Annotated in this window: 19 protein-coding genes, 1 tRNA gene and 1 pseudogene; 7 read left to right on the top strand and 14 right to left on the bottom strand. The window is 41.7% G+C overall.

Features of this window, described 5'->3' with window-relative positions; all coding sequences use genetic code 11:
* Positions 1-173: 173 nt before the first annotated feature.
* Positions 174-1,610, bottom strand: a complete 1,437-nt coding sequence (locus tag BLR76_RS07680) for a glycoside hydrolase family 1 protein (protein ID WP_091267599.1) — start codon at positions 1,608-1,610, stop codon at positions 174-176.
* A gap of 276 nt (positions 1,611-1,886) precedes the next feature.
* Between BLR76_RS07680 and BLR76_RS07675 the strand changes: the two genes are divergently transcribed.
* Together BLR76_RS07675 and BLR76_RS07670 are read left to right on the top strand one after the other, a co-directional pair.
* Positions 1,887-2,339, top strand: coding sequence for a flavodoxin (locus BLR76_RS07675; protein WP_091267596.1), 453 nt, complete (start codon positions 1,887-1,889; stop codon positions 2,337-2,339).
* 164 nt (positions 2,340-2,503) lie between these two features.
* Positions 2,504-3,349, top strand: a complete 846-nt coding sequence (locus tag BLR76_RS07670; protein WP_091267605.1) for an aldo/keto reductase — start codon at positions 2,504-2,506, stop codon at positions 3,347-3,349.
* A 67-nt stretch (positions 3,350-3,416) separates the two neighbouring features.
* On the opposite strand, the gene BLR76_RS07665 is transcribed toward BLR76_RS07670, so the two are convergent.
* Entirely contained in the window at positions 3,417-3,995 is a 579-nt protein-coding gene (locus tag BLR76_RS07665) for a TetR/AcrR family transcriptional regulator (RefSeq protein WP_091267594.1), read from the bottom strand.
* Positions 3,996-4,268: 273 nt separating this feature from the next.
* On the opposite strand from BLR76_RS07665, the gene BLR76_RS07660 reads away from it, so the two are divergent.
* Positions 4,269-5,507 (top strand): aminopeptidase, encoded by a 1,239-nt coding sequence (locus tag BLR76_RS07660; RefSeq protein WP_091267592.1) that lies wholly within the window; start codon positions 4,269-4,271, stop codon positions 5,505-5,507.
* A 57-nt stretch (positions 5,508-5,564) separates the two neighbouring features.
* On the opposite strand, the gene BLR76_RS07655 is transcribed toward BLR76_RS07660, so the two are convergent.
* The 12 genes and pseudogenes from BLR76_RS07655 to BLR76_RS11615 all read right to left on the bottom strand — a co-directional run bounded on the left by BLR76_RS07655 (position 5,565) and on the right by BLR76_RS11615 (position 20,211).
* Positions 5,565-6,029 (bottom strand): GNAT family N-acetyltransferase, encoded by a 465-nt coding sequence (locus BLR76_RS07655; protein WP_091267589.1) that lies wholly within the window; start codon positions 6,027-6,029, stop codon positions 5,565-5,567.
* 113 nt (positions 6,030-6,142) lie between these two features.
* Positions 6,143-7,779, bottom strand: a pseudogene (locus BLR76_RS07650) (glycoside hydrolase family 13 protein).
* A gap of 12 nt (positions 7,780-7,791) precedes the next feature.
* Positions 7,792-8,745, bottom strand: a complete 954-nt coding sequence (locus tag BLR76_RS07645; RefSeq protein WP_091267586.1) for a LacI family DNA-binding transcriptional regulator — start codon at positions 8,743-8,745, stop codon at positions 7,792-7,794.
* Between the two features lie 268 nt (positions 8,746-9,013).
* Complete coding sequence (locus BLR76_RS07640) at positions 9,014-12,373, bottom strand: GH36-type glycosyl hydrolase domain-containing protein (RefSeq protein WP_245683064.1); 3,360 nt, start codon at positions 12,371-12,373, stop codon at positions 9,014-9,016.
* Positions 12,374-12,463: 90 nt separating this feature from the next.
* Positions 12,464-14,614, bottom strand: coding sequence for a glycoside hydrolase family 3 N-terminal domain-containing protein (locus BLR76_RS07635; protein ID WP_091267584.1), 2,151 nt, complete (start codon positions 14,612-14,614; stop codon positions 12,464-12,466).
* Between the two features lie 52 nt (positions 14,615-14,666).
* Entirely contained in the window at positions 14,667-15,488 is an 822-nt protein-coding gene (locus BLR76_RS07630; protein WP_091267582.1) for a carbohydrate ABC transporter permease, read from the bottom strand.
* A 15-nt stretch (positions 15,489-15,503) separates the two neighbouring features.
* Positions 15,504-16,385 carry a carbohydrate ABC transporter permease gene (locus BLR76_RS07625; RefSeq protein ID WP_080146778.1) on the bottom strand — a complete coding sequence of 294 codons (882 nt, stop codon included), beginning with the start codon at positions 16,383-16,385 and terminating at the stop codon, positions 15,504-15,506.
* A 96-nt stretch (positions 16,386-16,481) separates the two neighbouring features.
* A complete protein-coding gene (locus tag BLR76_RS07620) occupies positions 16,482-17,738 on the bottom strand; it encodes a sugar ABC transporter substrate-binding protein (protein ID WP_091267580.1) in 1,257 nt (418 codons plus the stop codon).
* A 137-nt stretch (positions 17,739-17,875) separates the two neighbouring features.
* Positions 17,876-18,529 carry an alpha/beta hydrolase gene (locus BLR76_RS07615; protein WP_091267579.1) on the bottom strand — a complete coding sequence of 218 codons (654 nt, stop codon included), beginning with the start codon at positions 18,527-18,529 and terminating at the stop codon, positions 17,876-17,878.
* A gap of 152 nt (positions 18,530-18,681) precedes the next feature.
* Entirely contained in the window at positions 18,682-19,461 is a 780-nt protein-coding gene (locus BLR76_RS07610) for an alpha/beta hydrolase (RefSeq protein ID WP_091267576.1), read from the bottom strand.
* 45 nt (positions 19,462-19,506) lie between these two features.
* Positions 19,507-19,932 carry an OsmC family protein gene (locus BLR76_RS07605; RefSeq protein WP_091267575.1) on the bottom strand — a complete coding sequence of 142 codons (426 nt, stop codon included), beginning with the start codon at positions 19,930-19,932 and terminating at the stop codon, positions 19,507-19,509.
* A 132-nt stretch (positions 19,933-20,064) separates the two neighbouring features.
* Positions 20,065-20,211, bottom strand: a complete 147-nt coding sequence (locus tag BLR76_RS11615; RefSeq protein ID WP_143009214.1) for an FAD-dependent monooxygenase — start codon at positions 20,209-20,211, stop codon at positions 20,065-20,067.
* Between the two features lie 273 nt (positions 20,212-20,484).
* Between BLR76_RS11615 and BLR76_RS07600 the strand changes: the two genes are divergently transcribed.
* From BLR76_RS07600 to tnpA, 4 genes are all read left to right on the top strand, one after another.
* Positions 20,485-20,558, top strand: a tRNA-Arg gene (locus BLR76_RS07600).
* 268 nt (positions 20,559-20,826) lie between these two features.
* Entirely contained in the window at positions 20,827-21,459 is a 633-nt protein-coding gene (locus BLR76_RS07595) for a YczE/YyaS/YitT family protein (RefSeq protein WP_091267572.1), read from the top strand.
* Positions 21,460-21,606: 147 nt separating this feature from the next.
* A complete protein-coding gene (locus BLR76_RS07590; RefSeq protein WP_091267571.1) occupies positions 21,607-22,332 on the top strand; it encodes a potassium channel family protein in 726 nt (241 codons plus the stop codon).
* 188 nt (positions 22,333-22,520) lie between these two features.
* The coding region (tnpA, locus tag BLR76_RS07585; protein ID WP_143009196.1) for an IS200/IS605 family transposase at positions 22,521-22,724 on the top strand (204 nt) is incomplete at its 3' end.

Genomic DNA, 22,724 nt, shown 5'->3' with positions numbered 1-22,724 from the left:
AATATCGCCCAAACAACCTAACTCATATGGTCACAGTATGAGTGCCCATGGAGCTATAGGCTCTGCCATGGGAGGGGTGATGGCACACCCTTAAACTTAAGGCTTGAACAAAACAGAAATGGCCTGCGTTCGACAAAGCACTTAAGAATCCCACTGCTTTAGCTGTGGGAGTGTCAAAGCTCTTTCCCATTGGTTTCAATCACTTTCTTGTACCAGAAGTAGCTGTCTTTTTTATATCGTTTCAGTTCTTTTTCATCCAGTTCTTCTCTGTCCACGTAGACAAACCCGTAACGTTTCTGATAGCCGTTCAACCAGCTCAGCAGGTCTGTATAGCTCCAAGTGCAGTAACCTAGAACGTTGACGCCGTCAGTGATGGCTTCTTGAACCGCCTTAACATGTTTTCTAAGGAAATCGATACGGTAATCATCATGGATTGATCCGTCTTCTTCTAGTTTGTCATAAGCACCCAGTCCGTTTTCAGTAATCATAATGGGCAGGTTGTAGCGGCTGTCGATTCGTCTCAAGGCGATTCTCAGACCAACAGGATCGATATCCCAGTCCCAGTCTGTCTGTTCGACGTAAGGATTGTCTGCAGTTTTAAATACGCCAGGCAGTCCACTTGCTTCGCTGCTTCCTTTTTTACCTGAAGTATTCATCTTACCGGAAGACACGCCGTCTATCGGATTATGTTCGACGGTTGCAGTCTGATAATAGTTCAATCCCATGAAGTCAGGCTTCGCTGATTTAAGAAGAGCCATGTCCCCTTCTTCAATTGCAGGTGCCAACCCTTTTCTCTCCAGATACTTCCAGACAACCTTTGGGTACTCTCCGAAAACATATACATCCATCCACCAGTGAGCATTGAACGCTTCATTGTTTTCAGCTGCCAGCTGGTTCAATGGATGACTGTCGAGCGCGTATGTCGGTCCATAAGCAAAGCTTGGCCCGATCTGTCCGTTTATATCAAGTTCTCTGAAGCGTCTGATTACAGATGCGTTGGCAAGGTTGGCAATATGATTGGCCTGGTACATCCGTTTCTCGTCTACTACGTTAGGTGGATGAGCGGCCATGCGGTACCCTAGCATAATGAAAATATTCTGCTCGTTCAAACTGACCCAATATTTGACTTTGTTGTTGTAGCGCTGGAACAGAATGTCCGCGTAACGCGTAAAGTCTTCGATGACCTGCCTGCTTTCCCAGCCGCCGTACTTATCCTGAAGAGCTTGAGGGATATCCCAGTGATACAGTGTCAGAACAGGTTCGATGCCATGAGCCAGCAGTTCATCGATCAGTTTATCGTAAAACTCAAGTCCTTTTTCATTCACTTCACCATCGCCGTCCGGTATGATCCGGCTCCACGCTACAGAGAAACGGTAAGCTTTGAGTCCCTGTTCAGCCATAAGGGCCACGTCTTCTTTATATCTGTGATAATGGTCTACAGCCACATCACCAGTCGTTCCTTTATAAGTCTTGCCAGGAATCTGCACGAAGCGGTCCCATACCGACTCCCCTTTGCCGTCTTCCTTCGCTGCTCCTTCTACCTGATAGGCAGCTGAAGCTGATCCCCAGAGAAAATTATCCGGAAATGCATCCAATGTTTGATGGTCCATTCTCTCACTACCTGTATGATATCAATTCTCCTTCAGTATAACGGATTCATAGGAAAGTACCACCTATTTCACTGAATTTTTTCTTCATAAATAACGGGTGTGAATCACAACCGAAAGAGCTTACATCCATAACTTCAACGCAGTCCTTCTTTCAGTTTCTTTCATTGTAAAATACCTCTCATTTGTGAATTAATGAATTATTGAAACTCTCTCGATTTCATGGTATGCTTTTTTAGAAATAGGTTGCAGGGTAACCACTTAGAAAGGATAATTGTCATGCCCAAAGTGATGATCGTATATGCCAGTCTGACTGGTAATACTGAAGAATGTACTGAGATGCTGGAAGAGGCTTTTCAGGAACTGGGAGCTGAAGTAGAAGTCGTGGAAAGCGTCTTTGCGGATCCTGAAGATTTTACAGACGCTGACATTGCAGTAGTTGGTACATACACCTACGGAACGGATGCAGATTTGCCCGATGAAATTGTGGACTTTTACGAAGAACTAGAAGAAGTCGATTTAACTGGTAAAATTTTTGGATCATTTGGATCAGGTGATACGTTTTATGAAAAATACTGTAAATCAGTGGATGATTTTGATGAACAGTTTGAAAAAACTGGTGCTTTAAAAGGTGCGGAGAATGTTAAAGTCAATCTGAATCCCGAAGAAGAAGATAGTGAAAACCTTAAAGCTTTTGCACAGAAACTGCTTGACGCTTACAACAATCTTTAACCCCATGCTCTGTCCGCAGGATTTATCACTTTTTTGATAAGTGACTAATCTTGACGGACGGAGTTTTTTTACATTCTTTTACAAAAGCGATTTCATTGACACTCTATTCTATGTTTATGTATACTTTTCACTAGATACTAATTATTAAGAAAGTGGGAATGGACATGGCATTAACTGATACGTATGAAATGAATAACGGGCTGAAGATACCTGTTATGGGATTCGGGACCTGGCAAGCAAGTGATGAAGAGGCCAAGCAGTCCGTCTTATGGGCCCTTGAAGCAGGCTACCGTCACATCGATACAGCAGCTGCCTATAAGAACGAAGAAGCAGTTGGCGAAGCGATTAAAGAAAGTGGTGTACCGAGAGAAGAAATTTTCCTGGCAACAAAACTTTGGAACCGTATGCATGGCTATGAGAAAACAAAAGAAGCCATTGAAACTTCTCTAAGCAGACTCGATACGGACTATATCGATCTCTACCTGATTCATTGGCCTAATCCTATCTATTCACGTGATAACTGGAAGGAAGACAATGCTGGCAGCTGGAAAGCGATGGAAGAGGCAGTCGAGGATGGTAAAATCAAGACGCTTGGTGTGTCCAACTTCAGACCTCACCACCTTGACCCACTTCTTGAAACAGCAAAGATAAAACCCGCTGTCAATCAGATTTTGCTTAACCCGAGTGATATGCAGCCTGAAGTTGTCAAATACAACAAGGAACATGGTATCGTATCAGAAGCTTACAGTCCACTTGGGACAGGTAAAATTTTTGATGTTGAAGAACTGAAAGAACTGGCTGAAAAATATGATAAATCAATTGCTCAGCTTGTTCTGAAATGGAGCCTTCAGCATGGCTTCCTCCCTCTTCCTAAGACAGTGACGAAAGAGCGCGTTTGGGAAAATGCGGATATATTCGACTTTGAAATCAGTCCTGAAGATATGGCAGTCATAGACGGCCTTAAAGGACGTGCCGGAGAAGCGACCGACCCAGATACAATCGAATTTTAATCCTGACTTAAACAAGAAAACCATCGACTGCAGCAGATTCAAAAAATCTATTGCAGCTGATGGTTTTTTAGCTTGCTTGCTCAGTCAGACTTTTGCTCCATACTTCAATAGAGTGGTCCACGATATCATTGACTTTCTCAATCAACTCTTCGTCCGGCATTTCGTATTTGCCTTGTGCAGTTAGTATGGCAAAGCCATGGACTGTCGGCCAGAGAATATCTAGAAGCTGCTCCTTATCTTCTCTGCTTCGACCTTGTGCTTTTTCATGTCTATCCAGGACAAGATGAAGCTGATCAAAAATGTATGTATGCAATGTAGTGACATTGACTTCTCTTCCCATAAATAATGCAGCGAAGAGACAACCTTCATTTTTCGAGAATAGTATATAATTTTTACACACATCACGGATCTGCAGCCGCTCATCTTCCAGCTTGAATATACACTCATCCATTTTATCTTGAACATAAGCAGTCAAGTTGACTTTTAAATCATCCATATTCTTAAATTCTTTATAAATTGGCTGCGTGGAAGCGTTTAAGGATTCTGCAATTTTTCTTGCAGTAAATCGGTCAAATTCTTCTTCACGCATTAATTCCAAAGCAGCATCCAGTATATGGTGCTTTAAGATTCTTCTTTTTCGAGGCATCGTCTTTCTCTCCTTGTGTCTCTTGATCAATATACCTTGCCAACCTTAACCCTAAAAAATAGTATAACATATTTAACCACACCCGAAAAGGTGCTTTGTAAGAACATTCACCTTGCTCACTGTCCAGTTACAAAATCATACATATTATTCTAATAAAAGAGCGGCATTTTAATAATAATCATATTAGACTGTGATGGCTCTTCTTTTAGATTGTGACAAACTGTCATCTATGCTAAGATTACTAAGGTGAATAAAATTTTAGGAGGAATAAATATGGTCTTACCAAATTTTGAAGAAAATCTAAAAAAATATGCTGACTTGCTCGTTTCAACTGGAGTCAACGTATCCGAAGGTCACACTGTTGTATTAAGTATTGATGTTGACCAGGCACCTTTAGCACGACTCATTACTGAATCAGCTTACAAAAGAGGTGCGAAGGAAGTCATCGTTAAATGGACAGATGATGTAATCACCCGTTCTACTTTCAAATATGCTCCAGAAGAAGTTGTGTCGACAGTCCCTCAGTATAAAGTGGATGAGTCTCTCGATCATATCGAAAAAGGCGCCAGCCGGATTAGTGTTCGATCTTCTAACCCTGATGCATTGAAAGGTCTGGACAGTGACAAGATTGCTGCTGCTCAAAAAGCTAATGGCCGTGCCTTTTCTGCTATGCGTAAAGCAACACAGTCAAACAAAGTCAGCTGGGTCGTTGCTGCTGCATCTGGTGAAAAATGGGCTGAAAAAGTGTTCCCAGAACTGGAAACTTCCGAAGAACGCGTTGATGCTTTATGGGACGCGATCTTCAAGGCTATTCATTTATATGATGAAGACCCAGTTGCTACGTGGGCTGAAAAAGACAAGACATTGGAATCTAAAGCTGAGGAATTGAATAAAGAACAATTTGTTGCCCTACATTACACTGCCCCAGGAACAGACTTAACAGTCGGCTTGCCGAAAGGTCACCGCTGGGAAGGCGCTGGAAGCTTGAACGTCCGTGGCGAGCGATTCATGGCTAACATGCCTACTGAAGAGGTCTTCACTGCACCAGATGCAAACCGGGTTGATGGTGTCGTTGTTTCAACTAAACCATTGAGCTATGCCGGAACGATTATCGAAGGCATGACATTCCACTTTAAAGACGGAAAAGTTGAGAGCGTGACTGCTGATCAAGGCGAAGAGGTCATCAAGAAACTGATTGAGACAGACGAAGGTGCTGCTCGCTTAGGAGAAGTCGCACTCGTACCGGACGCGTCACCTATTTCTCAGTCAGGACTGACTTTCTTCAATACATTATTTGATGAAAATGCATCGAACCACCTGGCTTTAGGTTCAGCATATGCCTTCAACCTTGAAGGTGGGACCGAAATGTCTGAAGAAGAACTGAAAGAAGCTGGCCTGAACCGTTCAGATGTACACGTCGACTTCATGATCGGATCAAACGAAATGGACATTGACGGGATCCGTGAAGATGGAACCCGCGTCCCTGTATTCCGTAAAGGTGCCTGGGCGTAATCACTATACGATGAACAAGATAACTAAATGAAAAAGAGATAGCTGCTTTCTAAGCGGCTATCTCTTTTTCACTTTATAAACCATAACGTGCTCCCCATTGTCCTCATCTATGATCCCGGTCTTTGTAAAGCCTGCTTTCTTGTATAATTGTTCTGCCTGCTGATTTTCCGCTTCGATGCTCAAAACAATGTCCTTTACTGGCCAATTCTGCTGGATATAGTCCAGTATTTTAGTTAAAAAGAGCGACCCGTACCCTTTTCCTTGATGCTTCCTGTCAATCATATACCGGTCCAGCCAAATGTAGCCATTTTCTTGGTGGCAGGCACCGATCATAGCAAATCCTACTGGATAGGCATCTACATATAAACCATAAGTTGACCAAGCAAACCGAGTTTCGTAGACTGCTTCAAGCATAGATTCTGTATTCGGAGCAATGAATGACGCTTGATGCGGATGAGGTTTCAGCTCTGCAATGGCTCGCCAGTTATCCTCATTTACTGGTTGGATTGATAATGTATCCACTTTGTTCTTCCTTTACTGTCGATTTAGTCATTGACTATTTCTTTGGCTCTATCCATTCTATGGTATCACAAAAAAGACAGCACTTCAGCGCTGTCTTTTTACTATCATGCCGTCTAGTTTTCATTAGACTCTACTTTAACGACAAAGGCTTCATATGGCGCTAATGTCAGTTCGTCCAAGTCATATTCCGAGCGATCATAGTTTGCGATCATCGGTATATTAGGTGTTGATGTTTCTGCTAGGGAACAGCGAATCGTTTCAGGACTGAAAATCGCTGCGACTATTCAGGTTTCTCCTTCAAATTCTCGTTCATATGCAAAGATATGTGGATGATCCTTCAGCAGCAGTTTAAAAGTACTTTTTACGATAATCGGATGCTCTTTGCGCAAGTGGATCAGTTTCTGGTACGTATAAAAAACGGACTGCTCGTCATTTACCGCTGCTTGGACATTGATATCAGAAGTATTTGGGTTTACGGTCATCCACGGCTCCCCATCAGTAAAGCCGCCGTTCTGCTCTGCCGTCCACTGCATTGGTGTACGGGCATTATCTCTTCCTTTTGCATTGATGGCTTCCATAATCTCCGCTTCAGTCCAGCCTTCAGCTAATTTTTCTTCATAGAGATTCAGACTTTCGATATCCTGTGCTTGATCAATCTGTTGAATCGGATAATTGGTCATTCCGATTTCTTCCCCTTGATCAATAAATGGCATTCCTTCCATCATATGCAGCAGAATCGCCAGCATTTTCGCACTTTCTATACGAAAGTTTTGATCATCTCCAAATCTTGAAACAATCCTCGGAGTATCATGATTGTTCCAGAATAAGCTGTTCTAAGTCGTTTCCGTCAGTTGCGTCTGCCACTTATTGAAAACCTTTTCAAATTCAGGCATATCCAATGATTTTAACTGCCATTTTGACGTATTCGGCTGTTCATCCAGCATTAAATGTTCGAACTGAAACATCATATTCAGCTCTTTACTTGATTCATCCGCGAATAATGGAGCTGTCTCTGGCGTTACAACCCAACTTTCTCCAACGGTCATAACATTATAATGCTCAAACGTCTCTCGTCGCATTTCTTTAAGAAATTCATGCAGTCTGGGACCGTTCCCTGTGATCTGGTTGTCCGCATCCTTTCCGAGCAAATCGATCACATCCATTCGTAAGCCGCCGATGCCTTTATCCAGCCAACGGTTCATCATCTGATAGATGTCCTTTCGTATTTGTTCATTTTCCCAATTTAAATTGGGCTGTTTTTTACTGAAAAGGTGAAGATAGTACTGATTTGTTTGCGGTTCATATCCCCATGCTGACCCGCTGAAAGCCGACCGCAGTTCATTCGGCGCTTTCCCATTCACCGGATCTCTCCAAATGTAATAGTCGCGGTAAGGACTGTCTATATTGGACTTTGCAGACTGAAACCAGGCATGTTCGTCGGATGTATGATTCACGACGAGATCCATAACGATGTTGATACCGCGTTCTTTTGCTTCATCAATCAGCTGTTCCATGTCTTCCATTGTTCCAAACTCAGGATGGATTGCCTCGTAGTCGCTGATATCATAGCCGTTATCATCATTTGACGATGCATAAACCGGGCTTAGCCAAATCACATCCACCCCCAGTGTCTGTAAGTAATCCAGACGCTGGATGATTCCTGGGATATCTCCGATGCCGTCTCCATTCGAATCTGAAAACTTCTAGGATAAATCTGATAAACAACTGCTTCTTTCCACCAAGTCATCATAAGCTCCTTTTCTTAATAGGGAAATTTGGTTGAAATCAAGGTATGTTCTATTTTTTGACCATTCAGCATTTTATACAAAGTATTCATGCCGACTGCGCCCCATTCTCTTTTTGAGTAGGCAACACTTTTGATCGGCGGAGTGATGTAGCGGCTGACGAGCAGATCATCAAAGCCGGTTATCCTTACTTGTTCTCCAAGCTTATAGGGTGTGTGACTAAAGTAATTATGAGCACCGATGCCCATTTCATCATTCAAGGTTAAAATTTCAATATTGTCCAGCTTATGCTGTTTTGCTTCTTTTTCAATTTCGCGAGCAGCTTGAAACCCGGATATTTCAGTAAATTCCCCTTTATATATACGGAACCGTTTGCCAATTCTGGATATTTCCTGGGTAGCAGCTTCTAACCGTTCTTTTGTATCGAAATTTCCTTTTGGACCGCTGATAATCTCTATTGTTTCCGCAGGAGACTGTTTTAAATGCTGAACCGCTTCGCGGATCCCTTTTTTATTATCTAAAAGGACCTGACGAATATTGGGATGATCAAGCTGTCGATCTAATACGACGATCGAATGCCCCTCGTTTGCATACTCAAGCAATTGCTCGTCATGGTAATACCAGTCCATTACGATAATCCCATCGATCATTCCTTGAGGAAGAAACAATCTAGAACGCTCTCCTGAACAGGCGATGATATCATACTGCAGTTCTCGTGCCATGTGCTGAATACCATCCAGCAATTCACCATAGAAACTTCCGCTGTAACTGGATAGATAAACACCGATAATATTATTTTTTTTATTCCGCAAGTTCTGACCTGCGCGGTTTGGAACATAATTCATGTCTTTAGCTATCGTTAAAATGCGATTCCTTGTTTTTTCACTTACTCTGGGACTTCCATTCAACGCATAAGAAACGGTGGATATGGAGACGTTGGCTTTTTTAGCAATATCTTTGATTCCTACCATATGGCTTACCTTACTTTCTTTTTTCATTCTTACTTTATATTGTATCTGCAAAAGAAAGGCTTTACAAGATAATATAAAAGCCTAATTTGTATCCAGCTTCATTTAACAATGGACGAGAAAGGTCTAAGGCGTCCCTTTGACATTTTTTTGATACTGAAAGACTGTTCATCAAAGCCTTCCTCAATTGGTCAGCTGTAATGAACAGTACTTTTGCAACTTCAGTCTGTTTACTTAAACCCTATTTCCTGACTATTTAACGTCAGTTTCGTTATCCATAAACGGGATACCGTACTTCAATCACGGTCTCTGAATCGTCCAAGCTTTGTTCTAGAGCCGCTGGAGCAATTCGAACACCGGCATTCCGGTAGGGATTAGAGATTGTTTCTTGATCGACTGTTGACCCATTAATGGTTACTCTTAACTGTTCTTCTTCTGTATATAGATAATGAATCGTCAGTGGATGACCATTAAAGCGGTACTGTATCTGCAGTCCGTCCATTTCTTTTGTCAGTACCGGATCCAGTACAAGGGACTTTCCTTGTACCCGAATACCTAGTCCGCTGGCAATGAGCTGGTTCAGATAAATCCCTGGTCCGCTGGAATAAATTCTCCAGCCGCCTTTGACTTTTACTTCACCTTTTTTAACAAGATCAAAGTTCTTCTGCGCTTCATAGCGGTCTGAGAAATCCGCATCTGAACTGCTAAAATAGGTGTTGCTCTGTCTGATTTCTGCATTTTCGACGACTTCAGGAAGGTTGATCGGATTAATAGTCTCGAACCCTTTCCAGACTTCATCCGCTTTACCGATTTTTGCCATGGCTTCAATATAACGAATATGCGCATGTACATACATCAATCCAATCTCACGACCAAAGTTCGCTGCTTGCTCAGCTCGCTTGAACTGATGGCTCACGCCTCCGCGGTAAGTTGCCGGACGATTCATCAGCCGCACGCCGTCTGGTGTATTCAAGTGTTTTTGAATAACTTCATAATGCGCCAGTGCTTGTTCTTTGGAGAACAGTTCACTGATCATACCACGAATCATCGGCAGCAGACGATACTGAATGCCGGTCGTCTGATCATCTGGATGAATCATCTTCTCTACTTCTTTTTCACTTGGCATATAGACAAATCCAGGTACCACTTCATTTGAAGAAATGTAGCAATCGAAGTCTGAGTGGATTTTTTCTGCCAAGGTCTTAATAGTTTCAGACCATTTATCTTCTTGCTTTTTCAATACTTGAGCAAATTTTGTGAGTGTCTGATAAGTCAACGCAATCGTCCAGCTGCTCGCCATATATTTTTTCAAACTTTGGTCATGCGGCTGCAAGGTATCATCCCAGTCTCCATCTCCATAGGAAGATAAAAACGTATCCCAAAGAAAATGCGACTGTATATAATCAATCTGTTTCTGGACGTGATCTCTGATTGAAGCCGTTTGGGCAGTCCGTTCTTTTGTCGTCTTGTCAAAATAATGAACCTCAACGTCTAAGATGCTGACGTCATTTGTCGCCTCAATATAATCCGACAGCATTTTAAGCGGCCAGACGATGACATCTCCATGACTCTCATCTGCCTGTAAATGCGTATAAGAATCGAACATGAACCATTGCGGCCAGTTGCCATCTTGAACATGTTGATGTCCGTATACGCGCTTAATCACTTCTTTTAAGCTGTCATATTTCTGCATCGCCAGCAAGTATTCTGAAGGTCCCTGAGAGACATCTCTGGTTCCCCAAGCTGCACCGCCGAATTGTTCTAAGCCATGCGGTACCAGATAATGAACCAGCATATTGTGCGTGTACCACCAAGTCGTCAAATTCATTTTTTCTGAAAGCTTTTCTACTTCATCGGGTCCTGACCATTCCAGTCCATTACTCATTGTTTTAAAAAATTGATGGAAAGCAATGACTTCTTCTGCAAAAGTTAGTTTGACATCCGGGAATGATTCACCTTTAAGCGATCCTTGCATCAGCAGCTCAAGACGTTCTGTCTCAGCAATCTTGAAGTTGACTAGATTAGCTGTTCCTTCTCCAGCACCTTCCAGAAATATTTCTTCGCCGACAACTGTGTAGTCAGCTTCTTTAATAGAAAATCGGTATGTCAGATCGGGCAGCTTCTCATGTGCAGCAGTATGTTCGTCAAGGGTAAAATAAACGCCATCCGCTTTTTCTTCAAACCAGATCGGTGTCTGATACTCTCGACTATTCAATGTCATCTGATTCGTTACTAAATATTCGTAAGGTTGTCCACTGGTACTTTCAACCGATAGCTGAATCGCTGATTCATTTGAAGAAGATAAGTTCGTAACAATAAATGTCTCATCGGCTGTTTTGTAAAGCCATTTTACATAATTAATGCCGATCTCCATCAAAGAAGGCAGCGCCAGCAAGTGATACTGTTCATTGATCCAAACATAGACGCGCTGTCCGCTAGTCTTGAAATAATTGACAGCATTTCGTGCGTTAGACAGTGCTTTATTCATGTCTGTATTGCCCATGACCAGCTGAGCATTGAAAATGCCGTACATCCATGACGTTGTACTCATGATCGATTCATCCGGTACAGTATGATTATGCGTAAACAAAATTTGTCCATGCGGACGTTCCAATCGTACTTCTTTTTCCTTTAAAGCAACGTGCGCTTTTTGATCCGTGAAAAATGACAGCAGTTCTCCGTCCATTTTTTCTTCTTGGATTCTAGAAGGATACAGTTCATCCAACTCTGCTTTCGAATAAGCTGCAGTGCTCAGCGATTGTCCAAAGATCGGGTTCTTTTTAACTGGTTCTACCGGCTGTACGGTTTCTTTTGCCAATTGCTGATAGGCCGTTTGAATTTGATCAATTCCTTCAATTTTTTCAACGGCTTCTGGATGCGACGGCTGATAGTATTGATAGAAAACAATGTTGGTCTGACCCTCTAAGTTGACTTTTTTTGATTTCAATACACTGTAGGCAAATTCATACTGCTTGTTTTTATTATCCAGCTCGGCATTCAGCAGCGCTTTTGGAATAGACGTTTCTTTGTATTCTGTTCCGAAGAATTGGAATCCGTCAGTTAGAAATCCGTCCGCTCCTGTCAGACTCCCTTCCTGCAGATAAGGATGCTTCCCATCTTGCGGCTGGTTTTGTCTGGAACTGATAGAATAGCCTAAATCGGATTCAATGATTTTATGATCTACATATTGGGCAACATAAGCTTCATTCGCTTTCAGTGCTGCTTCTCCTGCCAATCCTAAGTCTTGTCCATAGATTACGTCGACTGTCTGCTGCGCACCGGAAAGTTCTACTTCCCAGAACCAAACTGATTCCTCTGCCAAGCTGAATCGAACCGTATACTCGATTTCTTCAGCCGTTCCCGTCCAGGTTGCCTGGGATTGGCCGGCTGAAAAAGTACTTTTGGATCGAATACCGAGTAAAGGTGTATAGGATTTTATCGTACCGTCTTGGTCGTATGTTCTTAAATACAAATTGTTCAAGGAACCGTCAATCATGTTGCTTTCGACCTGATTGATCATTATGTCTTGGTGTGAAAATTTATAAAGATCCCCAGATTGTAAAAAGACTGCTTCAGTGTTTCCCGACGTCAGCGTCGTCATCTGTTCTGCTGATTGCTCTAATTTTTTCATTATACTACTCCTTAAAACGAATGCTTTTTCTTTCATACTGTTTTATCATCCTGCTAAAATGATTTGAATACTTGCTTTAACTGCTTCTGGTTATTTTGTCAATCGAAAAGCATGTGTCAATTCTAGAGAACTATTAGAGCCGATCCCGACTAAAAATTCTCCTGCATCACTTTTCACTGTATGATCTGAGTGTGTATACCGCAGTTGTTCTTCAGATAGACTGAACGTAATGGTCTGACTTTCTCCTGATTCTAGTGTTACTTGTTTGAATTCAATCAATTCTTTTACAGGACGAACGACTTCGCCCGCTTTATCTCTTGCATACATCTGAACTGTTTCAGTACCTGAACGTTCACCGGTATTTTTCACCGTAACAGACAGCTTAATCGCTTCTTCGTTTGTTATTTCTGTATCAGACAGTGTTAATGCAGAATACTCAAACTGAGTGTAGGATAGTCCATACCCAAATGGATAAAGCGGTGAATTAGCACGATCGATATAGCGAGAAAAGTATTTTTCACTTCCTTTGTCTGCTGTAAAAGGTCGGCCGGTGCTGTCTTCGTTATAAAAAATCGGGACTTGTCCAACTGAGCGAGGGAACGTCATCGATAATCTTCCGGAAGGACTGGTTTTTCCATATAAGAGGTTGAAGACTGCCTGAGCTCCAGATGTTCCCGGAAACCAAGCCTCAATCAGACCATCGACCAGCGGCACTACATCTGTCAGATCCAGCGGACGTCCGTTGAATAAGACCGCAATCACTTTTTTATTTAATGCTTTCAACTCTTTAAGGAGCAGCAACTGTGATTCTGGCAGCTTAATGTTCGTTCTGCTGGCTGCTTCTCCGCTCATTTCAGAAGTTTCTCCAAGCGCTACAATGACCGTGTCCGCTTCTTGTACATCATTCACCAAAAAGCTGTGTGCACCATTGAAGATTTCTGCTTCTTCGACTATAGTCAACTGTTCTGTCGGTACTTGTGCCGCTAGAACATCTTCCAGTGTCGCCGTTTTCGAGCGATCGCCTTTCCATGACCACGCACCCAGAAGATCATTAGACCGTTTCATTGGACCCGTCAAAATAACTTTTTCTTGTTTTGTTAACGGCAATACGCCGTTGTTTTCAAGTAAAACGAGTGACTGTTCAGCCGCTTTTAAAGCAACTTGCTGATTCGCTTCAGTATAAATCTCAGCCTCTTCTTTTGCTTGATCTGCTCCTCGATAAGGCTGTTCAAAGAGTCCCAGATCATTTTTCAGTGTTAAAATATTTAGGACCGTCTCATCCAGCAAAGTTTTAAGAGTTGAATCTGTCTCGACTAATTTGACAAGATGTTCACTGTACGCAGCTGACATCATCTCTATGTCTACACCGGCTTCCATCGCCAGTTTGGCAGCTTGTTCAAGATCTTCTGCCACACCATGCGGTACTAATTCGCCGATTGCACCCCAGTCAGAGATCAATACTCCGTTAAAGCCCATTTCTTTTCGTAAAATATCTCGCATCAATCTTTTATTTCCAGTTGCCGGGATATTATCGATCGTATTGAAAGCCGTCATGACTAACTTAGCTCCGGCATCTATTCCTTCTTGATAAGCCGGCAAGTAATGCTCTCTCAAGGTATTTTCGTTTAGATCCACAGAATTATAGTCCCGTCCGCCTCGCGGTGCTCCGTAACCGGCAAAATGTTTCACACACGCCGCCAGCTTCGTAATATCCTGCTTTAAATCGTCTCCCTGATAACCTTCAACAAAGGCTCGGGCATACCGTTTGTTTAACAGTTTGTCTTCTCCAGTAGACTCCATAACTCGGCCCCATCTTGGATCTCTGACAAGATCGACCATGGGTGAGAAGGTAATATGCAGCCCTTGTGCTGCTGCTTCTTTAGCTGCAATACTGGCTGTTTCTTTAACCAATTCAGGATTCCAAGTCGCGCCCAATCCCAACGGGATCGGAAAAATCGTGTGATCACCGTGAATTATATCCGCCATAAACAACAACGGAATATTTAACCGATGCTGTTCCATAAAGCTTTTTTGCAATTCAATCGTTTCATTTGCGCCTGCTACACCTAATACAGATCCAACTTGATATTTCTTTTCTTCTGTCATCGCCATTTCATTCATAGGGCCAGTGATATCTTCAGACTTATCTGAGAAAAAATCCGCTGACAACTGGATTGTCTGACCAACTTTTTCTTCAATCGTCATTTCATCTAGTAAAGCTTTCAGTTCTTCTTTTTTCATCTGTCTGCTCCTTTTTGCATTGCTTTTAGTTTCTCATGTTATACAAAAGTACTTATTTCCCGCCGGAAATGTTAAATCCGCTGAGGATATATTTTTGGAAGATGATGAAGATAATCAAGATCGGAACCACCATGAACGCTGCTCCTGCCATTTGTAAGGCAAAGTTTGTTGCATGCTGTCCCTGCAGCAACTGAAGTCCTACAGATAGCGTGTAGAAACTTTGATCATTTGCGATAATCAACGGCCATAAGAAAGAGTTCCAACCGGCGATAAAGGTCAAGATCCCTTGTACAGCAATAATTGGTTTAGACAACGGCAAGGCAACTCGGAAAAACACATAAAAGTCACTGGCTCCGTCTAATCTCGCTGCTTCAAAAAATTCTTCAGAAATACTAGAGAAAAATTGTCTAAACAAGAAAATTCCAAATGCGCCGGTCAGACCCGGCAAAACGATCCCTAAGTAGGTGTTTGTCAATCCCATTTGATTCAGCAGCAAGTACACTGGAATCATCGTTACTTGTCCTGGGATCATCATCGTCGCCAGCACTAATATGAATAAGAAGTTTTTGAATTTAAAATCATAATGTGCGAACGCAAAACCTGCCATGGCGTTAAGAAATAGCCCAACGAAGCCAAGCAGCGTAATGATCGCTGTATTGACTAGATAAACATCGAAGTTCAGACGCTGAAACAGCTCAGCAAAGTTCGCAAGTGTCCATTCACTTGGAAAAAGGTTGGGTTGCGTCGACACGATTTCAGCATTGGTTTTGAAAGCTGATAAAATCATCCACAAAAATGGAATAACGGTAACCAGTCCCCAAAGCCCCAAGACGGCCCCTATCGTAATCTTTAATTTTTTACTGATATTAATCATTGATTGATCCTCCTCTTAATTCTGTCCACGTCTTTGCAGTCTTAACTGAATCATAGTCGCTGCAATAATCACAACGAATAAAAGCAGTGAACCTGCTGCGGCATAACCGAACTGGTTATTTTGGAAACCGTTGCGGTAGATAAATAGCGCCACACTCATTGTACTGTTCAGCGGACCTCCGTCTGTCATAACAAATGGCTCTTCGAAGAATTGCAGCCATCCGATGATCGTAGTGATCGTAACGAATGACGTTGAGAATTTAAGCTGAGGAATCGTAATATGCCAGATTTGTTCCCATTTTGTTGCGCCATCCAGTTCGGCAGCTTCATACATGGTTTTGGGAATGTTTTGCAAAGCTGCTGAGAAAATCAACATATTAATCCCGATCCCTCTCCACACTGCAAGGATAACTAGTGAAAATTTTGAAACATCAGTGTTTGTCAACCAGCCGATCGGTTGAATGCCCACTGTGCTTAACATTTGATTGATCAATCCGATACTTTCACTAGGGTTAAATAGAAACGCCCAAACAATGGCAACAGCTACAATATTCGTGATTGATGGAGAATAAAACACCACTCTCATAAAGGAAAAGTACTTCGTTTTCCCCATATTGATCAAAATCGCTATCGTCAGTGAAAAAAGAATTACCAGTGGAACACCAAACAAAACATAAAATAAGGTGTTGGTAATAGATTGAATAAAGACATTATCCTGCAAGATATTTTGATAATTTTGCAGACCAAGAAACTCAATTCTTGAATAATCTGCCAAGCCAGCTAGGCTCATATCTGTAAAACTGATCAGCAACGCAATCAGGATGGGGAAAATGGAAAACATCAGCAGTAATATAATAGCTGGTGCAATAAAGAAATAGGGTGCTTTTTTACTCTTCATATAAAACGTCCTCTCTAAAATCAAAATTCAGAGAATGAATAGGATCTATTCAATTCTCTGAATTTATGGAGTTTACTTTTCTAATATTCTGATTGATTATTCGATGATCGATTGTACTTCTTGGTTCAAGTTATCAAGCGTATCTTGAATGTCTGCTCCACCAACCATGATTTGTTCGAAACTTGAAAGATAGGCTTTTGATACTCTATCCCATCCAACGATCAATGGCATATGTTCAGAGTTTTCAAGCTGTTCTCCAAAGACGGCAACTTTTTCATCTTGGAACGGCTCTTCTTCCCAAGCTGACATCAATGCCGGCAGAGAACTAGTTGTATCATAGTAAGTCAATAAGCTTTCCGTACTAACAATATGCTCAATCAAATCAATCGCCTGATCCGGGTTGTCTGATCCTTCCCATACGGCTAAGTTTGCGCCACCAGTGTTAGAAACGTTGCTGACAGGTCCTTCTGGAAGTGTTCTGATATCCCATTCACCTTCAATATCCGTCGTCTGATCTTCAATAGCTGTAATTGACCATGGCCCGGAAATAAACATTGGAACGATTCCTTCACCACCGAAGCTTTGAGAAATTTCAATACCCAAGTCCTGCATCGGTGAAGCTCCTGCTTCTGCAAAACTGTGAAGATATTCAATGGCTTCTACAAATTCTGGTTCATTCATTACAGCAGTATTGTCTTCTGTGATCACATCAGAACCATTTTGCATTGCGAACATAGGTCCAAAGGTCTGCTCTTGCAAGTTGATATCAAATCCGTACATATTGTCACCGCGTTCTGATAATTGTACAGCCGCGTCATATAATTCATCCCAAGTGCTCGGTCCTTCTGGATAACCAACTTCTTCCAGCAAATCTGTTCTGTAGTATAGCGCACGTGTTTCTGTATACCAAGGTACAGCATAATAGTTGTCTTCAAACATTGTTGTCGCTACGTTTCCTTCAAAAAAGTTATCAGGACTGAGCGCTTCTTCAGATTCAATATATTCAGAGATATCCATCAATGCACCTGCATCAATAAATTCAGCCATATAAGTTGATCCCATTTGCACAACATCTGGGCCTTCTCCGGAAGCTACAGCCGTTAATAAACGGTCATGAACAGCTGACCAAGGAATACTTTGAAGATTGACTTCTACTCCAGTTTCTTCTGTATATGCGTCAAAAATCGGTTGAACAGACTCATTTCCGTCTCCCATTACCCAAACAGATAATGTATCTGACCCGCCTTCTGAAGCACCTTCATCTCCGCCATCTCCACCATTTCCGCATGCTGCTAGCAAACTCATTGATAGTAGAGATGCAGTTCCACATACTAATTTATTCATTTTCACCATTGTGGTTCCTCCTAATTTTTTCATATTTGATCGTTTGCGCTAATTTTAAAATTTGATTGTCGAAACGTTTCGACAAAACTTCAAAAAAAAATTTAATTCACCTAAAATATAGCATGTTCTTTTATAATTGTAAACCCTTACGTATTTAGCTGTTCTTTTTCAGTCAGCCAATCTAAAGCTAATATAATCTGCTGATTCCAGAATTCCCAGTTATGGTCTCCTTCGTCTTCCACATATTGATGAGGATAGTCTGCTTGCTTCAGAAATGCGTGAAATTCTACATTATCTTTATACAAAAAGTCACTAGTCCCGCATGCCATATAAAGTGCTGGTTGCTGACCGCTGTTTTCCGCTAAATGATATAAATCCATTTCATCTGGTATATCTGCTGTCTTGTCACTTCCAATTAATACTTTCATAATGCGATCCGGATAAGTATGCGTCGAATCTTCCGGCTTCCTAGTCAAGATCCGGCTGGATAGTGCAGCAATTTTACTAAATGTCTGATCATAGTACAAACCATTTCTTAACGCTCCGTATCCTAATCCGTTTGGATGATCAACATAGTAACTGTTCTCTCCATTAGGCAGGATGACTGCAATGCCATAATTATCTGCCAACTGTTCTATCTGTCCTGCATATAACCAATCTTTACAATCACCACTGTATCCATGTAAAAGATAAAGTGTCTGCAATGCACCCGATGCTCTGTTTTTTTCAGGAATAATAGCAGAAAAGCTGACTTTCCTTGTTAAATTCTCTGAAAAGAATGAAGCATCAATGATTGTCATATCCAACCACGCCCTTTCGAAACGTTTCGATAAATGAATTATATTAAATCAAAATTATTTTTGCAAGCCTTTTCTTAAAAAATGAGATTTTTTATAAAACGGTTTCGCTGAATCCATTAGTTTGCAGCGAAACCGTTTTATAATATTTTTCTTTATTCTTCTACCATCCACTGTACTGCTTGCTCTATATAATGGTCCCAAAAACCCCATTCGTGACCACCGGCTGAAGTTTTATAAATGTGATCAATCTCATTTTCATTTAAATATCTATGGAGCGCTTGACTATCTTCGTAAATAAAATCTTCTGTTCCACAAGCAATGTATAACTCTGGACGAGGTTGCCCCAGCACAAGCTTGTAAATATCCATTTCTGGCTTGAGATCCTTGTAGGAGTTGGAGCCTATGATCGATTGTAGTTTAGAGTTTAATCGATCCGTAGTGGACAAGTCGTGCAGCGGCTCATCAGCTTTAAGCACTCTACTGGAAAACGCAGCAATTTTTGAGAAGGTTTCCGGATAGGCTAAGCCATTTCTTAGAGCGCCGTAGCCTCCCATCGACAATCCGCCGATGAAGGTGTCCTCTCTTTTTTCAGAAAGTGGAAAGAGCCGCCGTGTTTCTCGAATCAGCTCTTCTCCGATGAATTTTCCGTAATTGTCTTCGCTCGGATGATCGACGTAAAAACTGTTTTCGCCGGATGGCATGATAACTGCGATATTGTATTCTGTCGCCCATTTGACAATCCGAGTATTCTGGATCCAGTCTTCGTGATTCCCATCCCATCCGTGAAGCAGGTACAGAGTCTTTAGAGAACCACTTGTTTCTTCAATCGGTTCCGGGTCATACAAGGATTTTGTTGAAGATGGAATCACTGCTGAAAACGATACTTTTCTCATCAATTCGCGAGATTGAAATGTTACGTTCAATGTAGCCATGTGTCACTCTCCTATTGAACAGGTCTCACCTGCTGCCTGTCTAAATTATTTTTCGTCAGAAACTTCTTCACCGTTCAGGATAACCTTGTAACTCAAGTCAGCTTTCAGTGAGTTAGCTACTGAACAATATTTCTCGTCGCTCAGTTTAACTGCACGCCATACTCGGCTGGCCGGGACGTCTCCATCAACATGGACGGTCACTTCGATTGCAGTGAAGAATTTAGGTGCTGTGTCATTTCTTTCCCCATCAGTTTCAATTTCCATACGGCTGATTTTGTCCTGATACGGCTTCAAAATCATGTACATATCGATACCCATGCAGCCTGCCAGACCGCCTAGGACGGTCTCCATTGGTGACGCCCCAGTTCCGTCTCCACCAGCTTCCTTGCTGGCATCCATTCTGACCTGGTTCCCGTCTGGATTAGTCATCGTGAAGGCCAGATTGCCCTCCCATTTCGTTGATACTTTCATCTTATCCACTCCATTTCATCTATTCTTTACTTATTAAAGGATAGCATATTTACTTGAAAAAATGCACATGCAAAAAAAATCCTCCACATAGTCATTTAGCTAATCCTATTCATAATGCTTATTTTAAAGGTTTCATACGACCAGCATGGCTCTTGACGACTCGCCAGGACCTGATTTCTGATCGATCAGTTTGAACGGGACATTGTAATAAGCCAGTTCCAGAGCCAGGACGAGTCCTGTCGGTCCAGCGCCTACAATCAGTACCTCTTTTTCTGACATGCAAGTTCACTCCTTTTCATTAATCAGTTCCCCCTCTTATGCTTTCAGTGTATATGAGGGGGCTGATGTTGACAACTGAGACAGCAGATTCCCAGGATAATCGTTGCTTCAGCTACTTGCTCTATCTTTTAGAAGTCTTTATCTAAATGAAAATGAGAGTATTGAGTGCTTAGCCAGACTGTTGTATAATGAAAGTTAGGCGCATGATAATGCTTGTATAAGAGTACGGCAAAATGATTGTGCCAGAAGATTTCTTGTACATACCTATCATCTGACCCTATAGCTCAGCAGGATAGAGCAACAGTTTCCTAAACTGTAGGTCGGGAGTTCGAATCTCTCTAGGGTCGTCTATCATTTAACTTGGCAGTCATGGACTGCTTTTTTTGTACAATTAATCTATTACCCTTTTTTATCTCCGAAGCAGACTCAATTCTAGAAACCCTATTTCCACCTATGTTTTAATACCATTCAAGATTTGATTAAACTACTCCCCCAGATGAGAAATCAGTCATAAATCGGAACTAACTCAATGAGAGTTTACTGCACAGAATTGACTTTCATCCTAGCAGGTCGTATGATGAAAAATAGACATTATTCAGAAAAAAGAGGGTTTATATGAAAAAAATAAAATTGACTTATTCACTAATCGGTACGTTTTTCATCAGTTTCGCGGTATCGTTCTTCCGTCTGGCTGATCTGGGTACCGATCCGTATACTACATTCAACTTAGGAGCGAGCGGCTTTCTTGATATGGGCTTCGGCTTGTTCATAATGATTTCCAGTCTGATTGCACTAATCCTGATTTATTTTGATAATCGTGCACTCATCGGAATTGGAACACTTCTGAACATCTTTATCGTCGGAAACTTTTCGGACCTGACATTATCGCTTTACAATTCTTACTTCTCAGAACCTGAAGGTCTGCTTATTCGTATCATTTTCTCATTACTTGGGCTGTTCTTTATTTCAAGTGGTGTGGCCTTATACACTGAGGCAAAAGAAGGCGTTGCTCCTTACGATGCGTTCCCAATTATTCTGACAGAGAAGGCAAATGGCAGATGGACCTACCGGACATCGCGTGTCATCATTGATGTCTCATTTTCAATTATCGGCTATCTTCTAGGTGCTACATTAGGATTCAATACGATTATTACTGCGTTCTTTATCGGACCTTTTATTCAATTCTTCCGTAAGATATTTGAAAAAGACTTGCAGACACGGGCACTACGTTATACTTCAGAAAAATAAATCAGAATGCAGCACTGGACTTTTGGGTTCAGTGCTTTTTTCTATCATCGATCTGAATAGTGACCAACGCCCTTTACATCTGACAGTAAACACCCTACTATTAGACTAACTACTTGCCTTAAGTCAGGCTGTATACTGGAGGTTATTATGCGCTCGTTTAGACTTTACAATTTTACTATGATGGCTCTGTCAATTGCATCCATCTTTCTGATCATCCTCGATCTGCTATCAGTTATTTCGATTGCTGACCAGCCTTACTTTGCAATTGACTTGATCTTCGTTTTTATTTTTGCTGTTGATTATATTTATCGGCTGACCTTGTCTCAAGACAAGAAAGAATTTGTGGTCCATCATGTCTTTGATCTGCTGTCAATCATTCCGTTTGTCTCGATCTTCAGACTATTCCGTCTTTCCCGAATCTTTAGGATACTGCGTTTCTCTCATCTCATTCGACTGTCACGCTTCACTCGTCTGTTCAGTCTGAAAGTCCGGTCGCAGCGGGAAATCAAATCGATCCTTCATACAAATGGTCTTATCTATGCCTTATATACCAGTGTTCTCCTGATTCTTTTCGGAGCAGTCGTCTTTTCAGTATCAGAAAATGTCACTTTTTCAGAATCCGTGTGGTGGGCGATAGTTACAGCTTCTACTGTCGGTCACGGTGAAGTCTCTCCGGTTACTCTGACTGGAAGAATTGCTGCTACCATTCTGATGTTTCTCGGACTGGCTATGATCGGTGTGCTCACGAGTTCTTTGACAACCTACTTTAACCGGTCCAAGTCGAAAGAAACTGAAAATATCAGTTCATTGGAAAGCAAAATCGATCAGCTGATCAAAAAGGTCACAGAACTGGAAGACAAACTCCCTGACTAGCAGGAAAAGACATGCCTGTCTTTCTTTATCAGTTTTCCGAGTGAGAAAACCCACGGTTTCAATCGTGGGATGATAGCTCGGCAGGGATGAGGGTTCGCTTTGGCGAACTCGAAAGCCCTGTGATATATTCGAATATTTTTTGAGTATGTTCGGTATGTTTTCATACACGTATAGAGTATAATGGATACATGGAAAATTACCGTAGAACTAAAACAACCGTCAGCCTCATCAACTATCATTTTGTGTTTTGTCCTCGGTACAGACGAAAGATTTTCTTGAATCCCTCTCTCGAAGAACGGTTCAAGAAATTAGTTCAAGACATTTGTGATGAACAAGGCTTCCACCTCCTTGCTTTGGAGACGGATGAAGACCATGTTCATCTGTTCTTGAAT

It is taken from the genome of Alkalibacterium thalassium (assembly GCF_900101165.1).
Taxonomy (GTDB): domain Bacteria; phylum Bacillota; class Bacilli; order Lactobacillales; family Carnobacteriaceae_A; genus Alkalibacterium; species Alkalibacterium indicireducens.
The sequence above is the reverse complement of the archived record's forward strand: the minus strand, read 5'-3'. Positions and strand labels throughout refer to the sequence as shown.